This is a genomic window from Yersinia sp. IP36721 (assembly GCF_003634395.1).
Taxonomy (GTDB): Bacteria; Pseudomonadota; Gammaproteobacteria; order Enterobacterales; family Enterobacteriaceae; genus Yersinia; species Yersinia entomophaga.
This window is the reverse complement of sequence record NZ_QCZL01000032.1, coordinates 18,950-37,161: the sequence shown is the minus strand read 5'-3', so window position 1 is coordinate 37,161 and position 18,212 is coordinate 18,950. Positions and strand designations below refer to the sequence as shown.

Genomic DNA, 18,212 nt, shown 5'->3' with positions numbered 1-18,212 from the left:
TCTTCTGCCTGCCGAAACAGGCTTTGATATCGTCTTGCGAGTGCCCACACAGATTGTCTGATAAATTGTTAAAGAGCAGTGAGTTAGCAACCTTTCGGTGGGTAACTCGAGGTGCGCATATTACGCTTTCCTCACTCAGAGTCAACTACTTATTTCGTTGAATTTCTCTGTTCTCTTTGCCGGCCACTCAGTTACTTGATTCGCTGTGTGCCGTCTCGATGGATGCGCATTATAGGGAGTTCCGCGCAGGCCGCAACTGCTAATTTCAATTAAAATGATCGTTTGCTGCATTCCACAGCAAAACCCCGCTTTATACCTTGTTGTGCACAAACTTATCCACAGATGCAATCTGAACTGAAAATTGACGAGCATCACGCAATCGTTTTCGCTACAATTCCCCGCGTCGAAAATGCGTGTCGATATTCATAAAATATTGTCCCCGCGGATCGATTATTGGCAAAAGGATGCAAGCGGAGCTGAAATTAGGCGTGTTTTTCTACTTTTCACGCAATTCCACTCCTTTGTACCCGGCAGAAAACCCATTTCGGGACGTTATCTGAATCTGTTCCTTTCTATATAGATAGAAGTGCAAGGTAGAGATTCACGTAACGCTCTATTTATAGCGAATGAAAAACTGCGATTCCAAAGCCAAGGGATAAAACCATGCAACAACGCCGTCCAATCCGCCGTGCTCTGCTTAGTGTGTCTGATAAAGCAGGTATCATTGAATTCGCCGAAGCGCTTTCTCAGCGTGGCATCGAATTGCTCTCCACCGGCGGCACCGCGCGCCTGCTAGCCGACGCAGGCCTGCCGGTTACCGAAGTTTCTGATTACACCGGTTTCCCGGAAATGATGGATGGCCGTGTTAAAACCCTGCATCCTAAAATTCACGGCGGTATTCTCGGTCGTCGCGATCAGGACGATGCCATCATGGCAGAACATGATATTCAGCCGATCGATATGGTCGTAGTAAATCTGTATCCTTTCGCCCAAACCGTTGCTCGACCGGATTGCTCCTTAGAGGACGCCGTTGAGAATATCGATATCGGCGGCCCAACCATGGTGCGCTCCGCCGCCAAGAACCACAAAGACGTGGCCATCGTAGTGAAGAGCAGCGACTACGCGGCAATTATCACCGAGCTGGATAACAACGACGGTTCCCTGACTTACCCAACTCGCTTCAACCTTGCTATTAAGGCGTTTGAGCATACTGCCGCCTACGACAGCATGATCGCCAACTACTTTGGCTCTATGGTTCCTGCCTATCACGGCGATACCGAGCAGCCTGCTGGCCGCTTCCCACGGACCCTGAATCTTAACTATATAAAGAAACAGGATATGCGCTACGGTGAAAACAGCCACCAGCAGGCCGCCTTCTATATAGAAGAGGAAGTGAAAGAAGCTTCCGTTGCTACCGCAGAGCAACGGCAGGGCAAAGCGCTTTCTTATAACAACATAGCCGACACCGATGCCGCGCTGGAATGCGTGAAAGAATTCAGCGAGCCAGCCTGTGTCATCGTCAAACACGCAAATCCATGTGGCGTTGCTATCGGGGATTCCATTCTGGCAGCCTACAACAACGCATATAAAACCGATCCGACTTCCGCGTTCGGCGGCATTATCGCCTTTAACCGCGAACTGGATGCCGAAACCGCTCAGGCTATTATCAGCCGTCAGTTTGTCGAAGTGATTATCTCCCCAAGCGTTAGCGCGGATGCCCTGAAACTATTAGCAACCAAGCAGAATGTGCGCGTTCTCACCTGCGGTCAGTGGCAAGGACGATCTGTCGGTCTGGATTTCAAACGCGTCAACGGCGGTTTGCTGGTGCAAGATCGTGATTTAGGGATGGTGACTGAAGCGGATCTTCGCGTAGTGTCCAAACGTCAGCCAACGGCTCAGGAGCTGCGTGACGCATTATTCTGCTGGAAAGTTGCGAAGTTCGTTAAATCCAATGCCATTGTCTATGCTCGCGATAACATGACCATCGGTATAGGCGCAGGCCAGATGAGCCGCGTCTACTCCGCCAAGATCGCCGGGATCAAAGCCGCAGACGAAGGCTTGCAGGTGGCCGGTTCCGCCATGGCGTCCGATGCCTTCTTCCCGTTCCGTGACGGTATTGACGCTGCCGCCGCCGTGGGTATTACCTGTGTGATCCAACCGGGCGGTTCGATCCGCGACGACGAAGTGATTGCAGCGGCAGATGAACATGGCATTGCCATGATCTTCACCGATATGCGCCATTTCCGTCATTAATTAACCTCACGGAGTTATCCCGATGAATATTTTGATTATTGGTAACGGCGGTCGCGAACACGCTTTGGGCTGGAAAGCCGCGCAGTCACCTCTGGCGGATAAAATCTATGTGGCCCCGGGTAACGCCGGTACCGCGCTGGAACCGCGACTGGAAAACGTTGATATAGCCGCAACGGATATCGCCAGCCTGGTCGCTTTCGCTAAAAGCCACGATATCGGTCTGACCATCGTTGGCCCGGAAGCTCCGCTGGTGATTGGCGTGGTGGATGCTTTCCGGGAAGCGGGTTTGACTATCTTTGGCCCAACTCAGGCTGCGGCGCAATTGGAAGGCTCTAAAGCCTTCACCAAAGACTTCCTAGCCCGTCATGATATTCCGACGGCGTTTTACCAAAACTTCACCGAAATCGAACCGGCCTTGGCCTACGTTCGTAAGATAGGCGCACCTATCGTCATCAAAGCTGACGGTTTGGCCGCGGGTAAGGGCGTGATCGTAGCGATGACGCTCGAAGAAGCGGAAACCGCCGTTCACGACATGCTGGCAGGCAACGCTTTTGGCGATGCGGGTCATCGTATCGTGGTGGAAGAATTCCTCGATGGCGAAGAAGCCAGCTTTATCGTCATGGTCGATGGTGAAAACGTATTGCCGATGGCAACCAGTCAGGATCACAAGCGAGTTGGCGATGGCGATACCGGCCCGAATACCGGCGGTATGGGCGCTTATTCACCGGCTCCGGTAGTAACCGATGAAATTCACCAACGAGTGATGGATCAGATTATCTGGCCAACGGTGCGCGGTATGGCGGCGGAAGGCAATGTGTATACCGGTTTCCTCTATGCTGGCCTGATGATTTCTGCAGAGGGTCAACCTAAAGTGATTGAGTTCAACTGCCGCTTTGGCGATCCGGAAACTCAGCCGATCATGCTGCGGATGCGTTCTGACTTGGTCGAGCTTTGTCTGGCTGGCGCTCAAGGCAAGCTGAATCAGAAAACCTCCGATTGGGATGAACGACCGTCATTAGGCGTGGTGCTGGCTGCGGGCGGCTATCCTGCCGAATATCGTCAGGGAGATGTCATTCACGGGTTGCCACAGCAGGAAATCGCAGGTGAAAAGGTGTTCCACGCTGGAACCCGCCTAGCTGGCAATAATGACGTGGTGACCAACGGTGGCCGAGTGCTCTGCGTGACCGCTTTAGGCAAAGACGTCGCGGATGCACAGCAGCGGGCATATCAGTTGGCTTCAGACATTCATTGGGAAGGTAGTTTCTGCCGGAAAGATATCGGCTATCGCGCTATCGCTCGCGGTAAATAATCTGGTATTCCAGAGGGCGCAACGCCTGCGCCCTCTTCTTCAGTCCAGGCTACAAACATCCATTTCGATACAAGCATGCTAAATAACGCGGTATTAACGCTACAAACTGCCGGGCTCTGGCTCCCAACGACAAAAATCTTCATTTGCTACTAACAACAACTCTTGCCCTTCCGGCGCATTCAACCAGGCGACACCGAGTGGTTGCTGCGTATTACTCGCCCGTTTAGCCAGCCACGCCTGCGCATAGTCTTCAAACTTAGGCCGCTGAACGCTGCCGCTACAGCTCGTCAGCACGCCATTTTGCAAGCGACCTTGAATCAGATCCACATTACCGGCACGTAGAGTGGTACTCAGTTCCAGAATACGTTTGGCTTCAAACTGATGAAAAGCGATCTCATCCGCCGTCAGCAGCTCGCGGCGCGAGGCCAGTTGGCGCTGCATAAAACTCACCGCACCCTGTTCATCAAAACGAAGTTGGATGGTTTCTGGATTTTGGCCGATATCGTTTCGCCGAATTTGGCGCAGAATTCCGTGCTGATATTCATAGAAGGCCACGCGAGTGACACCGCCCTGGTAAGGGCTGTAAACGCTCATAATCACTTGGGGATGTTGCTGAGAATCATCCTGACGCCAGATGCGAACTACACCGCTATCGGCAATGTAACCGCTGGCACTGAACTGGGGGGAATCGGAATGGCTGCTACAGGCGCTGAGACCAATGGCAAAACCCAAGGTCATCAGCACCCGCCGCATAAACAAAAGGGGCTTTGCCACCCCTCTGCTTATTATTTTCACTGACACACTATTATTTAACAGAGTCTTTCAGTGCTTTGCCAGAAACGAACGCAGGAACGTTAGCTGCAGCAATTTTGATTTCTTTACCGGTCTGTGGGTTGCGGCCAGTGCGTTCGTTACGATGATTCACTTTGAAAGTACCGAAACCAACCAATTGTACTTGCTCGCCTTCTTTCAGAGACTCGGTAATGGCAGCCAGAGTGGACTCCAAAGCAGCTTTAGCTTGGGTTTTGGAAAGGTCCGCTTTGTCCGCGATTACGTCAATCAGTTGAGTCTTATTCATAAGTTATCCTTACAGTGTGTTTATCGTTTGCAAAGCATCGAGTGCGACGGATATGCCGAATGACAGCACTCTCCTGCATACACGCACCGATAGCCACTTTTTTTCGCCCCCCAAATGTAGAACAGACAGGGGGCAGATGTGAAGCCTTAAGGCACGACAAATCAGGCGTTAAATCACGTTTTCTTGCCTTATTGCGTTAAATTTATGCCAATGTTACTCACAGCGGCTTCCCGCAGGTCAGATCGTAACCCTTTGATCAGATCTAAATCGCGTTCTTCACAGTCGGCCAACAGGCGGAAAATCTCCCATTGGATGTCCCATTCTTCTTCAACCGCCGGTAAAACTTTCAGTTCTTCGTCGGTCATTTCTTTGCCAGCCTGAGTCATTTCCAGCATGGCAACGGTGCGAATTGACGTCTCGCTGATAGCAATAGCATGTTCCAGAGTTTCACCGCTTAAACGCGAGTGAATGGCCTCACCTAATGCAATGCAGGCATCAATGGCTGGATACACGCCGTAAATGGCGTAATCGTCAGCGGAAGGAATCGCTTCTTCGAGCTTTTCCAGTTGGCTATCGAAGTTCACTTTGGCGTCTTTTACCACCAGCGTTTCCCAGATCAAATCCAGAATACGTCGATAAACCGCCGGATCGCCAAATTCGGTTTCCAGGCAAAATTTCTGGTAATTCGGATACATACGCTCACATAAGCACGCCATGAAAGTCAGATGTTGCCAGCTTTCCAGCTTTTCGAGACGTAAATGGATTGGGTTACGTAACATGATCAGATCTCATTCTTCATTATCTGCGCGGCAGTGTACCCGAAATTAAATCATATACCTATGAGAGAAAAACCGCCTCGCTCGGTGCTAAATAAGATAATTTCAGAAATGCCAATCGTCCTTCATGTTAATCTGCCAAGGTGACTAATTGGTACAAAGCTAATTATTTACTAGAAAATAAATATACCTACACCTGCTTCGTCCCACTTCCAATCACGCCAACACGGTATCAAATCAAGCCAGATTCATAATCAGCACAAGATGAAAACCGCCTGATCGATCACAGCAAAACATCTTCTTGCTATTAAGCAGGTCAATGCCAACGGAACCGGAGTGACCCAATGATACGAGCATTATTAAAAAATAAATGGATATTTAGTCTTCTATTCTTCGCTGAGACAGCGCTTTCTGCCGATCTTCTCGATAAGGTATTACGTGAAACTATAGTTTATCAATCTGTTATTGAGGCCTCATCGGGGAAAACATTCACAATCCGGATTAATCTGTACCAACCGGCGGGAAATGGCCCTTTTCCGCTGGTTATTCTCAATCACGGAATTGATCCTGACGGAAACCAAAATGAGCGCACGCGCTTTCACGTTGCGGCTCGCGAGTTTGTGAAACGCGGCTACGTGGTGATGGCGCCACAGCGTTTCGGATTTGGTGGTTCTGAAGGACCTTTTGACATTGTGCCCTGCCAACCTGATAGCTACGCTTCCCGTTCGCTGCAAGAACTGAATGCCACTCTAAGCCATGCCCGCCAGTTGCCCTATGTGGATAATGAGAAAATCATTATTGCCGGTCACTCCGTAGGAGGACTTATCACAATGAAGGCCGGAGAGCAGGGGATGCAGGGCGTGAAAGGCCTGATTAATATGGCGGGCGGTTATAAATGGCCTGACTGCGACTGGAAAACACCCTTGAGGGCAACTATGCAGCAGGCAGGACACTCTTCCCTTCCCTCGTTATGGGTTTATACGGAAAATGACTCGTTATTCTCAATTGAGCTGGGTAGGGCCATGTTTGAGTCATATCGGGAGAATTGGTTAAAAACTAATGGTGCTCATGAAGTAATGCCACGTTTTGTTGCGTTAAAGCCCTTTGCCAATGAAGGCCATGCTTTTTTCCAGTGGCAGGATGGAGTCCAGTTCTGGTGGCCTCCCGTGGAGCTATTTTTGACCGAATTGGGTTTACCAACGGCGATTGTCACAGACATCACTGCGCCCAGCCGAACCGAAGCCAGCGGTTTCGCCAGTATCAATGACGTCGAAAGTGTTCCTTTTAGCGAACGCAATAAAGAAAGTGGACAAGAGGCTTATAAACAGTTTTTAGATGCAAAGTCGCCACGGGCTTTTGCATTGAGTGAAGATGGCGATAGCTGGGGCTGGTTTAATAGACAAAATAACGTACTGGAAGATGCGCTGGAGCTTTGTAATAACAATACGCTAAAAGCCTGTCGGATTTACGCCAACGACGGTGATGTGGTTTGGTAATATTTCACGCCGGACTGATATCTGACAACGAATCCGGCGAGTTTTTTTAACCTTTTGTCGCTATTGCCAGCCAACGCTGAAAAGCAGGTCGATTCGACGCGATAGCATCAGCCCAACGTGTTGGCTCCGGTAAACGGTAACCCCGCATACAGTTTTGAACCCAAACCAATGCGCTATCCATACTGATACGGTGCCCTGGCGAAATAAACAGCGGATTACAGCGCGGTTTACTCCGCCATACCCAGCCCAATGGTTCATCCCCATCAATCAATGGTTGCAAGGTATTGTTTTCTAAAGGGGAAAACTGACCGCACAGGCGACTTTTCGCCACGCCAATGGTTGGTACATCCGCCAGCAGGCCAAAATGGCTGGCTACGCCTAATCGACGTGGATGCGCAACACCCTGCCCGTCCACCAGCACTAAATCGGGCCGATGCTGTAACTGCGCCCAGGCCGCCATCAACGCGGGATACTCACGAAAAGAAAGCAAACCCGGAATATAGGGCAAGGAAGTGGCAACTCTGGCTATTTGATATTCCACTAACTCAAGGGAGGGATAACGTAGAATGGCGATAGCCGCTCGCGTTACCGTCCCCTGTTGCTCAAAACCGACGTCGGCACCGGCAATCCATTGTGGCACCCTGAAGTCAGGATCGTCATGGAGGATAATTTCCGCGGCTCGCTGTCGTTGTTCCTGACGCAATCCCTGAGTATCCACCCTGTTTCCTCCGCTTAGACGTGGTTTTATCGATACGTAATATTAATTTATACGCGATCTTGGTTTAAACATGATATTGGCGCGACAGGTTGTGTACCGCTTCAACGAATACGCCCGCATGCTCTGGCGGCACATCCTGATGGATACCGTGGCCCAGATTGAACACGTGGCCTTCGCCATGCCCAAAGCCAGCCAGAATCGAGCTTACCTCCTGCTGAATACGTGCTGCTGGCGCATACAACACCGAGGGATCCATATTGCCTTGTAGAGCCACTTTATCGCCCACGCGACGACGTGCTTCAGCGATATCCAGAGTCCAATCCAACCCTAATGCATCACAACCGGTTGCCGCCATTGCTTCCAGCCACTGTCCGCCGCCTTTGGTGAAGAGAGTGACTGGCACACGACGGCCGTCGTTCTCGCGGATCAAACCGGCGACAATTTTGTGCATATATTGCAGGGAGAATTCGAGGTAGTCACGGCCAGTCAATACGCCGCCCCAAGTATCAAACACCATCACCGACTGCGCACCGGCTTTAATTTGCGCATTCAGATACAAAATCACGCTATCGGCCAATTTATCCAGCAGCAGATGCAACGTAGCCGGTTCGGCATACATCATTTTTTTCAGCTTGGTAAAGGCTTTGCTGCTACCACCTTCGACCATATAGGTCGCCAGCGTCCACGGGCTACCAGAGAAACCGATCAGCGGCACTTGCCCTGCCAGCTCGCGGCGAATGGTGCGTACTGCGTTCATCACATAGCCCAGTTCTTGCTCTGGGTCCGGTATTGGCAGTTTTTCGACGTCAGCACGACAAGTAATCGGTGATTGAAAACGCGGGCCTTCGCCCGTTTCAAAATAAAGCCCCAATCCCATTGCGTCAGGAATGGTCAGAATATCGGAGAATAGGATCGCCGCGTCCAGCGGATAGCGACGCAAAGGCTGCAAAGTGACTTCACAGGCTAACTCTGCGTTCTTACACAGCGCCATAAAATCCCCGGCCTGCGCACGGGTCGCCTTGTATTCTGGCAAATAACGCCCCGCCTGCCGCATCATCCATACTGGGGTAACATCTACGGGCTGACGAAGTAAGGCGCGCAGATAACGATCGTTCTTCAACTCATTCATATGGGGCTCCCTTAATGATCTGGCGCTATTGTAGCATGCCTGATTTAGCTGTCCTGTTCGGTGCGGCACAATGCCACGGTATCTTCGATTAAACGGCGGGCTACAGTACCGGGCGGCGGCAACAGCGGCAGTTGATCGTAACGATACCAATTGGCGTTGAGCAATTCTTTTGGATCGTGGCGCAATTCGCCGCTGTCATACTCCGCCATAAAAGCAATCATCAATGAATGCGGGAACGGCCAGGGCTGCGAGGTCACGTAGTGTAGATTTTTAATACGAATATTGCTTTCTTCCATCACTTCGCGGGCGGTCGCCTGTTCCAGCGTTTCGCCCACTTCGACAAAACCTGCTAATACCGTATGAATGCCGCCACGATGACGCACATGCTGAGCCAGCAAAATTTCTTCGCCGCGCCGAATCGCTACGATTACGCAGGGCGCGATTTGCGGATAATAACGTTCACGGCAATGGTTGCACAGACAGGCCCATTCGGTGCGGCTGGCATGCATTTGATGACCGCAGTAACCGCAAAAACGGTGAGATCGGTAAAACTCCGCCAATTGCACGCCACGACCAGCCAACTGGAATAAACCGCGATCGACATCCAGTAACTGACGCACCGATCCCATTTCGCTGGACATCAGTTGGCGAATTAACCAAACCGCCTGCCCTTGCCATTCGCCGATCTGTCGGGCCGTTTTTCCCTGTAATGACCAAAGTGCCGCGCTACCGTAGGGTAATTCCCCTTTGGGCAGCCACAATTTGTTCTCATGGCTAACGATCCACCAGCCATGTTCCTCACCTGTAAGTTGTAGTTCCATATCGTTGTTGCACAACCTCGACTTCACTGGCAATCTAGAATCTGGCTTGTTACATTTTTGTAACCTACCGTTACTTTTTCTTACTCACGGAGTCAATCATGCTCAACCGACTGGAAAGCCTGACTCAACGCGTTGGCGGCAGTAATGAATTAATTGATCAATGGCTTCATGCACGCAAAGAACTGTTAGTCTCGTATTGCACCGTGATCGGTATTAAACCGCTAAAGGAAAAGCATACCCCGCTCAATCAAAAAGCGCTGGAGAACTTTTGCCATAATTTGGTGGATTACCTCTCCTCCGGCCACTTCCATATTTACGACCGAATAATCAAACAGGCAGAAGGTGCCTCTAGCCCAAAAATGGCGCTGGCAACCAAGTTCTATCCGGCGCTAAAAGATAATACTCAAACTATCATGGCTTTCCACGATCGCTATACCGACAATGAGATCGATCAGGATAGCTGCTTCGAATTCCATCAGGCATTATCGGACATCGGCGAAGCGCTTGACGCTCGTTTTACTCTGGAAGACAAATTGATCCAACTGGCCGCCGAATCCTGGGAAGCCGCTCACCCTGCGGCCACCGAAGATCCGAAGAATTAACGCCATTATTCGCGCGGATCTATTACGCAAACTTGAGCTTACACTGAGTCGCGAGCATTTGGATCACAGCCCAAATTCAAAACGACAAATAAAATAGCTTATAAGACATACTTGTAGTTTTTATTCTCTCTCCTATACTGAGGCTTCTTGTCGGAGTGCCTAGCGCAGGCTTTTTATCCAAGCAACGCGCAGGCTGAGACCGTTAATTCGGGATCCGCGGAACCTGATCGGGTTAGTACCCGCGAAGGGAACAAGAGTAATTTATCGCTATCGCACGGCTTTCACCTTTAATGGATGAGCTCCGTCGCACCTGGCTAACATCGTTACTCCCGCCAAGCTCCAGACAAGCAATTTTCCCAATAAACCACACTGGTAGGAATTTGCTATGTCTAATAATACTCATGCTTCTCCATTGGCTGCATCAGCCAAACCCAAAGCCCGTCCACGCAAAGAACAACGTGAAGATGCCCAACAGTTTATCAATACGCTACAAGGCGTTAGCTTCCCTAATTCTCAACGGATCTACCTGCAAGGCTCAAGATCGGACATTCAGGTGCCGATGCGTGAGATTCAGCTCAGCCCAACCTTAATCGGCGGCGGCAAAGACGATCCTCGCTATGAAGATAACGAAGCGATTCCAGTCTATGACACCGCGGGTCCCTACGGCGATCCTCAGGCCAAACTAGATGTTCACGCAGGATTACCGAAACTGCGCGATAGCTGGATCGCCGATCGTCAGGATACCGAAATGCTGGAGGGCGTAAGCTCCGGTTTCACTCAGCAGCGTTTAGCGGATGAAGGTTTGGATCATTTACGTTTCGAACATTTGCCACGCCCTAAAAAGGCGATTGCGGGCAAATGCGTAACCCAACTGCACTACGCCAGAGCGGGTATCGTCACGCCGGAAATGGAATTTATCGCTATTCGGGAAAACATGGGTCGTGAACGTATTCGCGGCGAAGTGTTACGCCACCAGCACCCGGGACAAGCCTTTGGTGCCCATTTACCGGAAAATATTACGCCGGAATTTGTTCGTCAGGAAGTCGCCGCTGGCCGCGCCATTATCCCCGCCAATATTAACCATCCAGAATCTGAGCCGATGATTATTGGCCGGAATTTCCTAGTAAAAGTGAATGCCAATATCGGTAATTCCGCAGTGACCTCCTCTATCGAAGAAGAAGTGGAAAAGCTGGTCTGGTCCACCCGCTGGGGCGCGGATACCGTCATGGACTTGTCCACCGGCCGCTATATTCACGAAACCCGCGAATGGATTTTGCGTAATAGCCCGGTGCCGATCGGGACTGTACCTATCTACCAGGCGCTGGAAAAAGTGAACGGCGTGGCGGAAAACCTGACCTGGGAAATGTTTCGCGACACTTTGCTGGAACAAGCCGAGCAAGGAGTGGATTACTTCACCATTCACGCAGGCGTACTGCTGCGTTACGTACCAATGACCGCCAAACGCCTGACCGGCATCGTCTCCCGCGGCGGTTCGATCATGGCCAAATGGTGTCTATCCCATCATCAGGAAAACTTCCTGTATCAGCATTTCCGCGAAATCTGCCAAATCTGCGCCGCTTACGACGTTTCATTATCACTGGGTGACGGCCTGCGCCCCGGTTCTATTCAAGATGCCAATGATGAAGCGCAATTTGCCGAATTGCATACTTTGGGCGAGTTAACCAAGATCGCCTGGGAATACGACGTGCAGGTGATGATCGAAGGTCCCGGCCACGTACCAATGCAAATGATCCGCCGTAATATGACAGAAGAACTGGAACATTGCCACGAAGCGCCATTCTATACGCTGGGGCCGCTAACCACCGATATCGCACCGGGTTACGATCATTTCACTTCCGGCATTGGTGCCGCTATGATCGGCTGGTTTGGCTGCGCCATGCTGTGTTACGTCACGCCGAAAGAACATCTGGGTCTGCCAAACAAAGAAGATGTTAAACAAGGACTTATTACCTACAAAATCGCCGCTCACGCTGCGGATCTGGCCAAGGGGCATCCCGGTGCACAAATTCGCGATAACGCTATGTCCAAAGCGCGTTTTGAATTCCGTTGGGAAGATCAGTTCAATCTAGCGTTAGATCCTGAAACCGCACGCGCTTATCACGATGAAACCCTGCCGCAGGAGTCTGGCAAAGTGGCTCACTTCTGTTCCATGTGCGGGCCGAAATTCTGTTCGATGAAGATCTCCCAGGAAGTGCGCGACTACGCGGCAGCGCAGGAGGCAGAGGCCCAAAAAATCCAGATCCAACCCTCATTGGAAACCCAGCAATCCGGCATGGAACAAATGTCCGCCGAATTCCGTTCTCGTGGCAGCGAGTTATATCACAGCGCCAGCATTCGTCAGGTAGAGGTCAATGATGAACAAGCCTGACGCACCTTTTGCTACTACCGAAAATCGGCTAGGACTTTATCCAGTGGTGGATTCACTGGAATGGATCGAGCGCATGCTGGAAGCTGGCGTTACTACGCTGCAACTGCGTATCAAAGACGCAACGGACATGCAGGTCGAGGATGATATTGCCGCCGCAATTGCCTTAGGTAAGCGCTATCAGGCTCGGCTATTCATCAACGATTACTGGCAGTTAGCCATCAAATACGGTGCTTACGGCGTTCATCTGGGACAGGAAGATCTGGAAATCGCCGATTTACCGGCCATTCAACGCGCCGGTTTACGCCTCGGCGTGTCTACTCATGATGAGCAAGAACTGGCGCTAGCGCGGGAACTGCGCCCGTCTTATATCGCTTTGGGACACATTTTCCCAACCGAAACCAAGCACATGCCGTCTTCTCCTCAGGGAGTCGCGGCGTTAACCCGTCAGGTCGCCAAAACCTCCGATTTCCCTACGGTTGCCATTGGTGGCATCACTATGGAGCGCGTGCCGCAGGTAGTCGCCAGCGGCGTGGGTAGCGTAGCTGTGGTCAGTGCCATTACTCGTGCGGAAAATTGGCAGCACACAACCGCGGAATTACTGCGTTTGGTTGAAGGTAAGGAGACAATTCATGCCTTATGAACAGTTGAACGATCAGGATTTCCTGCGCTATAGCCGCCAATTATTGTTGGAAGATATCGGCCCGGAGGGACAGCAGAAGTTCAAGCAGTCTAGCGTGCTGATTGTCGGTCTGGGCGGCCTTGGCTCTCCGGCCGCGCTGTATTTAGCCGCTGCGGGAGTTGGGAAACTGTGGCTAGCCGATGACGATACATTGGATATCAGTAACCTACAGCGGCAGGTTCTTTATTGCACCACCGATATCGGCCAGAGCAAAGCTCAGTTAGCTCAGCGTCGTTTACAGAATCTTAATCCGCAAATTGAAACTATCAGCCTTGATAGACGTTTAGCCGGTAGCGATCTGGCTGACGCCGTTGCCGCCGCTGATCTGGTGCTGGATTGCTGCGATAACATGGCAACCCGCCATCAAGTCAACGCTGCCTGCGTACAAGCTGGAAAACCCTTGATTAGCGGCAGCGCAGTCGGATTCAGCGGCCAATTACTGATTATCGAACCGCCTTACGCCAACGGCTGCTACGCCTGCCTTTATCCCGGAAAAGAAACGCAGCAAAGAAATTGTCGCACTGCTGGCGTCCTTGGCCCAGTTGTCGGCGTCATCGGCACCCTGCAAGCATTAGAAGCGATAAAAATGCTGGCGGGAATGCCATCGGCGCTGAGCGGGAAACTGCGCTTATTTGATGGAAAACAGCAAAGCTGGAGCACTCTACGCTTAAGCAAAGCCTGTCATTGCCAAATCTGTGGAGAAGCCCAGTGAAAGTCTCGATCAATGATGAACTCATCGAGTTGGAAGCTAACCTGACGGTCAATTCCATGCTAAGCCAATTGGGTTATGACCAGCCGGGCACCGCGCTGGCTATCAATCAAACCATCATTCCCCGTGATAACTGGGATCACCATTTGTTACTGAATGGCGATGACATTTTGCTGTTTCAAGCGATTGCCGGAGGCTGATATGTTGAAAATTGCTGATACCACTTTTACCTCACGTTTATTTACCGGAACGGGAAAATTTGCCACGCCAGCCTTGATGCTGGACGCATTGCGCGCCTCCGAATCGCAGTTAGTGACCATGGCGATGAAACGGGTGGATCTGAAATCAGGCAATGACGCTATTCTGGCTCCATTGCAACAGCTTGGTATTCGTTTGCTGCCTAATACTTCTGGAGCAAAAACTGCGGAAGAAGCAGTGTTTGCTGCGCGTTTGGCTCGGGAAGCGCTGGGTACGCATTGGATCAAACTGGAAGTACATCCAGACGTAAAATATCTGCTGCCAGATCCAGTAGAAACCCTGAAAGCGGCAGAGATTCTGGTCAAAGATGGCTTTGTGGTCATGCCTTACTGCGGCGCCGATCCGGTACTATGCAAACGTCTGGAAGAAGTTGGCTGTGCCGCCGTGATGCCGCTTGCTTCCCCGATTGGCTCTAATCTGGGGCTGCTAACTCGTGATTTCCTGCGGATTATTATCGAACAAGCCAAAGTACCTGTCGTAGTCGACGCTGGAATTGGCGCACCTAGCCATGCGTTGGAAGCAATGGAATTGGGTGCAGACGCGGTTCTGGTCAATACCGCCATCGCCGTTGCCCAATCGCCAGTGCGAATGGCGCAGGCATTTAAACTGGCCGTCGAAGCTGGAACGCTGGCTCGTCTGGCCGGTTTAGGCCCTCGCCAACAGCAGGCTAGCGCCACCAGCCCGCTGACCGCTTTCCTTAGCCAAAGTGAGGAACGCCATAATGCCTGAAGACTTTCGTCATCGCTGGCAGCAGTTAGATTGGGATGACATTTCACTGCGCATCAACAGTAAAACCGCCCGTGATGTAGAACGGGCGTTAAATAGCAGCAAGCCGGATCGGGAAGATCTGATGGCGTTGATTTCACCGGCGGCGTTAGCTTATCTGGAACCGATGGCACAGAAAGCTCAACAGCTTACTCGCCAACGCTTCGGTAATACCGTTGGTTTTTATGTGCCGCTGTATCTCTCTAATCTGTGCGCCAATGATTGCACCTACTGCGGTTTCTCAATGAGTAACCGGATTAAGCGTAAGACGTTGGATGAAGAGGAAATTATTCGCGAGTGCGAAGCGATTAAAGCCCTGGGATTTGAGCATCTATTGTTGGTTACCGGTGAGCATCAAACCAAAGTGGGAATGGACTATTTCAGGCAGCATTTACCCACCATTCGCGGCCGTTTCAGCTCGCTGATGATGGAGGTGCAACCGCTGGAAGAAGAAGAGTACGCCGAGCTGAAAACCTTGGGTTTGGACGCGGTGATGGTGTATCAGGAAACTTATCACACCGCCACCTACCACCAGCATCATTTACGCGGGCAGAAGCAGGATTTCCATTGGCGACTCGCCACGCCGGATCGTTTGGGTCGCGCGGGGATCGACAAGATCGGTTTGGGCGCACTGATCGGTTTGTCTCATAACTGGCGTACTGATTGCTATATGCTGGCTGAGCATTTGTTTTATCTACAACAAACTTACTGGCAAACCCGCTATTCCATCTCGTTTCCACGTTTGCGTCCATGCGCTGGCGGAATTGAGCCAGCGTCACTGATGAGCGAATCGCAGTTGGTGCAACTGATCTGTGCTTTTCGCCTGTTTGCTCCTGATGTAGAACTGTCACTCTCCACTAGGGAGTCACCGTTCTTTCGCGATCACGTTATTCCGGTGGCGATTAACAGCGTCAGCGCCGGTTCGAAAACCCAGCCGGGCGGTTATGCCGATGACGAACATCCGGAGTTGGAACAGTTTGCACCCCATGATAATCGCTCGCCACAGCAGGTGGCACAGGCTCTCATTCAAACCGGCTTACAACCGGTCTGGAAAGACTGGGATCGCTATTTGGGGCGTTCTCTCTCATCGCTCGGCTCTACACCCATAGATTAAGTGTTGTAAGGGTGTTGAATTAAATTATTGAGCGGGTAAAGCAGCTCCAGTGCTGGCAGCACTGAAGCTGGCTTTAACTCGATTCGAAAAGTCACAGCCACTTAAAAGTTGGCATTAATCACTGTGTCTATAATTTCGCCCTCTTGCGCATCAACACAATCAGACACAATGATCCCCAAATAACTTTTGGTTCTATATTTATATTCAATAGAAAACCACTTATTAATACCATCATAGTCTGTAAATCCGTTAGCTCCGATAAAAGGAGTAACCAGGTATCCACCTATACTTGTGTAATTAATATATATTTCATCATCTCTTTTACTTTTAGCCAACTCGATTAAGTCATTAATGGGCTTTCTTTTATTTATTATTGACAATACGGTATAATCAGAATATTCGTCCTGCACATGCACTTTACAATAACCATTATCGATAACAAAAGTTTTATTATCTTCCCATGGCATGATATTAATTCCCTGCTCTCCGCCTTGATATCGACGTAATAGGATTATTTTTCCTCGAATTTCCTCAATAGAGGGTATTCTGTTCTCGATAAAAAAATAATCAATATATGCAACTAAGTAACTTCTTAATAAAACGTCGTTAAATATTTCGTTGCTACCCTCCTGTTTTATCGAAAGCATAATAAACTCTGTCGGGTTATTTTTTATAAATACCAAGCAACTAGCTAATACATCGCTGAGGTTCTGATTCAGATAGACGTTACTATGATAGAGTGCTAATACATCCTCAACCAGGCGACATCTTATATCCAAGAAACGAATGCCGTTATTCAATTGGATATCTATATCCCATAGTTGGGTCTGAATCTGTCCCGTTGGTGTCATAAAAGGAAAAAAAACCGCTGAGTTATTTGTTCCAGGAATAGATACGTTACTCAGTAACATTGAATTACCTAACTTCCCCATCCAATTCTTTCTATTCATAAATTACATCCTTGTATGAAGCTTGAAGTATGATTGAGCTTATCCAGTCAATTTCGTACGTTTAATCGATGTCAAAATTTGATCTCAAAATGATATTCATCATTGCTGCATTATTGGTATCGACAAAATCAGAGACTATTATTCCTAATTGACATGTTTTACATTTCCTGTATTCATCAGCAAACCATTTATTAAGTCCATGTATAAAAACATTACCCACCGCCCCTAATTTTGGAGTCACAGTCACATCACTTAAACTGGTAAAGTTAATATATAATGCATTCTTTTCCCTAACCCTGGCACGTTTTATTAATTTAGCCACATATTCTCTTTTGTTATCAAAGTTTGAAAAATTATAGCCAGAGTATTTATCTTGAATATATATATTGTAATTTCTATTTTTGATCGTAAAGGTGTCATTATCTTTCCATTGAGTAGCATTAATACCTAAATCACCTCCGTAATAACGCCGAAAAAGAACAATTTTCCCAGCAATCTCCTTAACAGTCGGAATTTTATTTTTTATGAAAAAAAAGTCATTATGATTTTTTATATATCGCTCAGACATGACCTTGTGAAATGGCATGGTACTATCTTTTTCGGTATATTCTTTTTTAACTGAAAGTATAATAAATTCTGTCGGATTATCTGATAAAAACTTAATACAAGTCGCTAATATATCTCCGAAATTTAAACCTAAATAAACGCTTCCATGGTGCAGAGTTAATACATTTTCAATAAGACGACACCTGATATCGAGAAATCTTATACCATGATCTAATTGCTCTCTTATATTCCATCGCTGCGTCTGAACATATCCAAATGAAATAGGATGATGGGTATATGCAGCGGAATCATGAGTTCCAGGAATAGAGAGTTCACTCAGAAACCTTGATTCATCTACCAATCCGATCCAGTTATTAGTAGCACCTATCATAAATTTATATCCTTATATAAGATAAAACTCCTACGATATATAGCAAATACTCTATTACAATTAACATAATTCAGAAAAACATTCTATCGAGAATAAATGTAAGCATGCAGACTTATTATAGAAATAATAAAATTAAAAATAGAATGTATTGAATATTTAAGGTGTATTCAGATACGACGGTATCATGCCTGGCTGAGAAAGTAAGGGGGATGACAAATAGCATCGTGGA

The 18,212-nt window shown here is 49.2% G+C and carries 18 protein-coding genes and 1 riboswitch; of the genes, 10 read left to right on the top strand and 8 right to left on the bottom strand.

Features of this window, described 5'->3' with window-relative positions; translation table 11 throughout:
• Nucleotides 1-663 precede the first annotated feature (663 nt).
• Both purH and purD read left to right on the top strand, forming a co-directional pair.
• On the top strand, nucleotides 664-2,253 hold the full coding sequence (gene purH / locus DBA33_RS18660; RefSeq protein WP_064514220.1) for a bifunctional phosphoribosylaminoimidazolecarboxamide formyltransferase/IMP cyclohydrolase: 1,590 nt from the start codon (nucleotides 664-666) through the stop codon (nucleotides 2,251-2,253).
• Nucleotides 2,254-2,275: 22 nt separating this feature from the next.
• A complete protein-coding gene (gene purD / locus DBA33_RS18655; protein WP_064514222.1) occupies nucleotides 2,276-3,562 on the top strand; it encodes a phosphoribosylamine--glycine ligase in 1,287 nt (428 codons plus the stop codon).
• A 99-nt stretch (nucleotides 3,563-3,661) separates the two neighbouring features.
• On the opposite strand, the gene DBA33_RS18650 is transcribed toward purD, so the two are convergent.
• From DBA33_RS18650 to DBA33_RS18640, 3 genes are all read right to left on the bottom strand, one after another.
• The gene (locus DBA33_RS18650; protein WP_064514224.1) at nucleotides 3,662-4,315 is read right to left on the bottom strand and encodes a DUF1481 domain-containing protein; all 654 of its coding nucleotides are present in this window, start codon (nucleotides 4,313-4,315) and stop codon (nucleotides 3,662-3,664) included.
• A 52-nt stretch (nucleotides 4,316-4,367) separates the two neighbouring features.
• On the bottom strand, nucleotides 4,368-4,640 hold the full coding sequence (hupA, locus tag DBA33_RS18645; RefSeq protein WP_049602190.1) for a nucleoid-associated protein HU-alpha: 273 nt from the start codon (nucleotides 4,638-4,640) through the stop codon (nucleotides 4,368-4,370).
• Nucleotides 4,641-4,828: 188 nt separating this feature from the next.
• Nucleotides 4,829-5,419, bottom strand: a complete 591-nt coding sequence (locus tag DBA33_RS18640; RefSeq protein ID WP_049602187.1) for a YjaG family protein — start codon at nucleotides 5,417-5,419, stop codon at nucleotides 4,829-4,831.
• A gap of 341 nt (nucleotides 5,420-5,760) precedes the next feature.
• Here DBA33_RS18640 and DBA33_RS18635 point away from each other — a divergent pair, with 341 nt between their 5' ends.
• On the top strand, nucleotides 5,761-6,912 hold the full coding sequence (locus DBA33_RS18635; RefSeq protein WP_120806958.1) for an alpha/beta fold hydrolase: 1,152 nt from the start codon (nucleotides 5,761-5,763) through the stop codon (nucleotides 6,910-6,912).
• 46 nt (nucleotides 6,913-6,958) lie between these two features.
• Here the strand turns inward: DBA33_RS18635 and nfi are convergent, their stop codons facing one another.
• The 3 genes from nfi to nudC form a co-directional block, all read right to left on the bottom strand.
• Nucleotides 6,959-7,630 carry a deoxyribonuclease V gene (gene nfi / locus DBA33_RS18630; RefSeq protein WP_064514228.1) on the bottom strand — a complete coding sequence of 224 codons (672 nt, stop codon included), beginning with the start codon at nucleotides 7,628-7,630 and terminating at the stop codon, nucleotides 6,959-6,961.
• 64 nt (nucleotides 7,631-7,694) lie between these two features.
• Nucleotides 7,695-8,759, bottom strand: coding sequence for a uroporphyrinogen decarboxylase (gene hemE, locus DBA33_RS18625; RefSeq protein WP_064514230.1), 1,065 nt, complete (start codon nucleotides 8,757-8,759; stop codon nucleotides 7,695-7,697).
• 44 nt (nucleotides 8,760-8,803) lie between these two features.
• Nucleotides 8,804-9,580 carry an NAD(+) diphosphatase gene (gene nudC, locus DBA33_RS18620; protein ID WP_064514232.1) on the bottom strand — a complete coding sequence of 259 codons (777 nt, stop codon included), beginning with the start codon at nucleotides 9,578-9,580 and terminating at the stop codon, nucleotides 8,804-8,806.
• Between the two features lie 98 nt (nucleotides 9,581-9,678).
• Here nudC and DBA33_RS18615 point away from each other — a divergent pair, with 98 nt between their 5' ends.
• The 7 genes from DBA33_RS18615 (at nucleotide 9,679) to thiH (ending at nucleotide 16,096) form a co-directional block, all read left to right on the top strand.
• Nucleotides 9,679-10,182 carry an Rsd/AlgQ family anti-sigma factor gene (locus DBA33_RS18615; protein WP_064514234.1) on the top strand — a complete coding sequence of 168 codons (504 nt, stop codon included), beginning with the start codon at nucleotides 9,679-9,681 and terminating at the stop codon, nucleotides 10,180-10,182.
• Between the two features lie 141 nt (nucleotides 10,183-10,323).
• A riboswitch (TPP riboswitch) is annotated at nucleotides 10,324-10,449 on the top strand.
• Between the two features lie 118 nt (nucleotides 10,450-10,567).
• On the top strand, nucleotides 10,568-12,571 hold the full coding sequence (thiC, locus tag DBA33_RS18610) for a phosphomethylpyrimidine synthase ThiC (protein ID WP_064514236.1): 2,004 nt from the start codon (nucleotides 10,568-10,570) through the stop codon (nucleotides 12,569-12,571).
• Nucleotides 12,558-13,211: a thiamine phosphate synthase gene (gene thiE, locus DBA33_RS18605; RefSeq protein ID WP_064518310.1), complete on the top strand. Its 654-nt coding sequence runs from the start codon at nucleotides 12,558-12,560 to the stop codon at nucleotides 13,209-13,211. Before thiC ends, thiE begins: the two co-directional genes overlap by 14 nt.
• The gene (locus tag DBA33_RS18600; protein WP_064514238.1) at nucleotides 13,201-13,962 is read left to right on the top strand and encodes a HesA/MoeB/ThiF family protein; all 762 of its coding nucleotides are present in this window, start codon (nucleotides 13,201-13,203) and stop codon (nucleotides 13,960-13,962) included. The genes thiE and DBA33_RS18600 overlap by 11 nt, the downstream gene beginning before the upstream one ends.
• The gene (thiS, locus tag DBA33_RS18595) at nucleotides 13,959-14,159 is read left to right on the top strand and encodes a sulfur carrier protein ThiS (RefSeq protein ID WP_064514240.1); all 201 of its coding nucleotides are present in this window, start codon (nucleotides 13,959-13,961) and stop codon (nucleotides 14,157-14,159) included. Before DBA33_RS18600 ends, thiS begins: the two co-directional genes overlap by 4 nt.
• Nucleotide 14,160: 1 nt before the next feature.
• Nucleotides 14,161-14,946 (top strand): thiazole synthase, encoded by a 786-nt coding sequence (locus DBA33_RS18590; protein WP_064514242.1) that lies wholly within the window; start codon nucleotides 14,161-14,163, stop codon nucleotides 14,944-14,946.
• Nucleotides 14,939-16,096: a 2-iminoacetate synthase ThiH gene (thiH, locus tag DBA33_RS18585; protein ID WP_064514244.1), complete on the top strand. Its 1,158-nt coding sequence runs from the start codon at nucleotides 14,939-14,941 to the stop codon at nucleotides 16,094-16,096. The genes DBA33_RS18590 and thiH overlap by 8 nt, the downstream gene beginning before the upstream one ends.
• Nucleotides 16,097-16,197: 101 nt before the next feature.
• On the opposite strand, the gene DBA33_RS18580 is transcribed toward thiH, so the two are convergent.
• Nucleotides 16,198-17,046, bottom strand: coding sequence for a phosphatidylinositol-specific phospholipase C (locus DBA33_RS18580; RefSeq protein WP_120806957.1), 849 nt, complete (start codon nucleotides 17,044-17,046; stop codon nucleotides 16,198-16,200).
• A gap of 61 nt (nucleotides 17,047-17,107) precedes the next feature.
• Nucleotides 17,108-17,983 carry a phosphatidylinositol-specific phospholipase C gene (locus DBA33_RS18575; protein WP_064514248.1) on the bottom strand — a complete coding sequence of 292 codons (876 nt, stop codon included), beginning with the start codon at nucleotides 17,981-17,983 and terminating at the stop codon, nucleotides 17,108-17,110.
• Nucleotides 17,984-18,212 lie beyond the last annotated feature (229 nt).

Bases quoted from the DNA above. Each gene is read 5' to 3' on its own strand.
- DBA33_RS18575 (WP_064514248.1), bottom strand. From the start codon at position 17,983: ATGATAGGTGCTACTAATAACTGGATCGGATTGGTAGATGAATCAAGG.
- DBA33_RS18635 (WP_120806958.1), top strand. From the start codon at position 5,761: ATGATACGAGCATTATTAAAAAATAAATGGATATTTAGTCTTCTATTC.
- thiE (WP_064518310.1), top strand. From the start codon at position 12,558: ATGAACAAGCCTGACGCACCTTTTGCTACTACCGAAAATCGGCTAGGA.
- nudC (WP_064514232.1), bottom strand. From the start codon at position 9,580: ATGGAACTACAACTTACAGGTGAGGAACATGGCTGGTGGATCGTTAGC.
- hemE (WP_064514230.1), bottom strand. From the start codon at position 8,759: ATGAATGAGTTGAAGAACGATCGTTATCTGCGCGCCTTACTTCGTCAG.
- DBA33_RS18600 (WP_064514238.1), top strand. From the start codon at position 13,201: ATGCCTTATGAACAGTTGAACGATCAGGATTTCCTGCGCTATAGCCGC.
- DBA33_RS18650 (WP_064514224.1), bottom strand. From the start codon at position 4,315: ATGCGGCGGGTGCTGATGACCTTGGGTTTTGCCATTGGTCTCAGCGCC.
- purH (WP_064514220.1), top strand. From the start codon at position 664: ATGCAACAACGCCGTCCAATCCGCCGTGCTCTGCTTAGTGTGTCTGAT.
- DBA33_RS18580 (WP_120806957.1), bottom strand. From the start codon at position 17,046: ATGAATAGAAAGAATTGGATGGGGAAGTTAGGTAATTCAATGTTACTG.
- DBA33_RS18640 (WP_049602187.1), bottom strand. From the start codon at position 5,419: ATGTTACGTAACCCAATCCATTTACGTCTCGAAAAGCTGGAAAGCTGG.
- DBA33_RS18590 (WP_064514242.1), top strand. From the start codon at position 14,161: ATGTTGAAAATTGCTGATACCACTTTTACCTCACGTTTATTTACCGGA.
- DBA33_RS18615 (WP_064514234.1), top strand. From the start codon at position 9,679: ATGCTCAACCGACTGGAAAGCCTGACTCAACGCGTTGGCGGCAGTAAT.
- thiH (WP_064514244.1), top strand. From the start codon at position 14,939: ATGCCTGAAGACTTTCGTCATCGCTGGCAGCAGTTAGATTGGGATGAC.
- thiC (WP_064514236.1), top strand. From the start codon at position 10,568: ATGTCTAATAATACTCATGCTTCTCCATTGGCTGCATCAGCCAAACCC.
- purD (WP_064514222.1), top strand. From the start codon at position 2,276: ATGAATATTTTGATTATTGGTAACGGCGGTCGCGAACACGCTTTGGGC.
- hupA (WP_049602190.1), bottom strand. From the start codon at position 4,640: ATGAATAAGACTCAACTGATTGACGTAATCGCGGACAAAGCGGACCTT.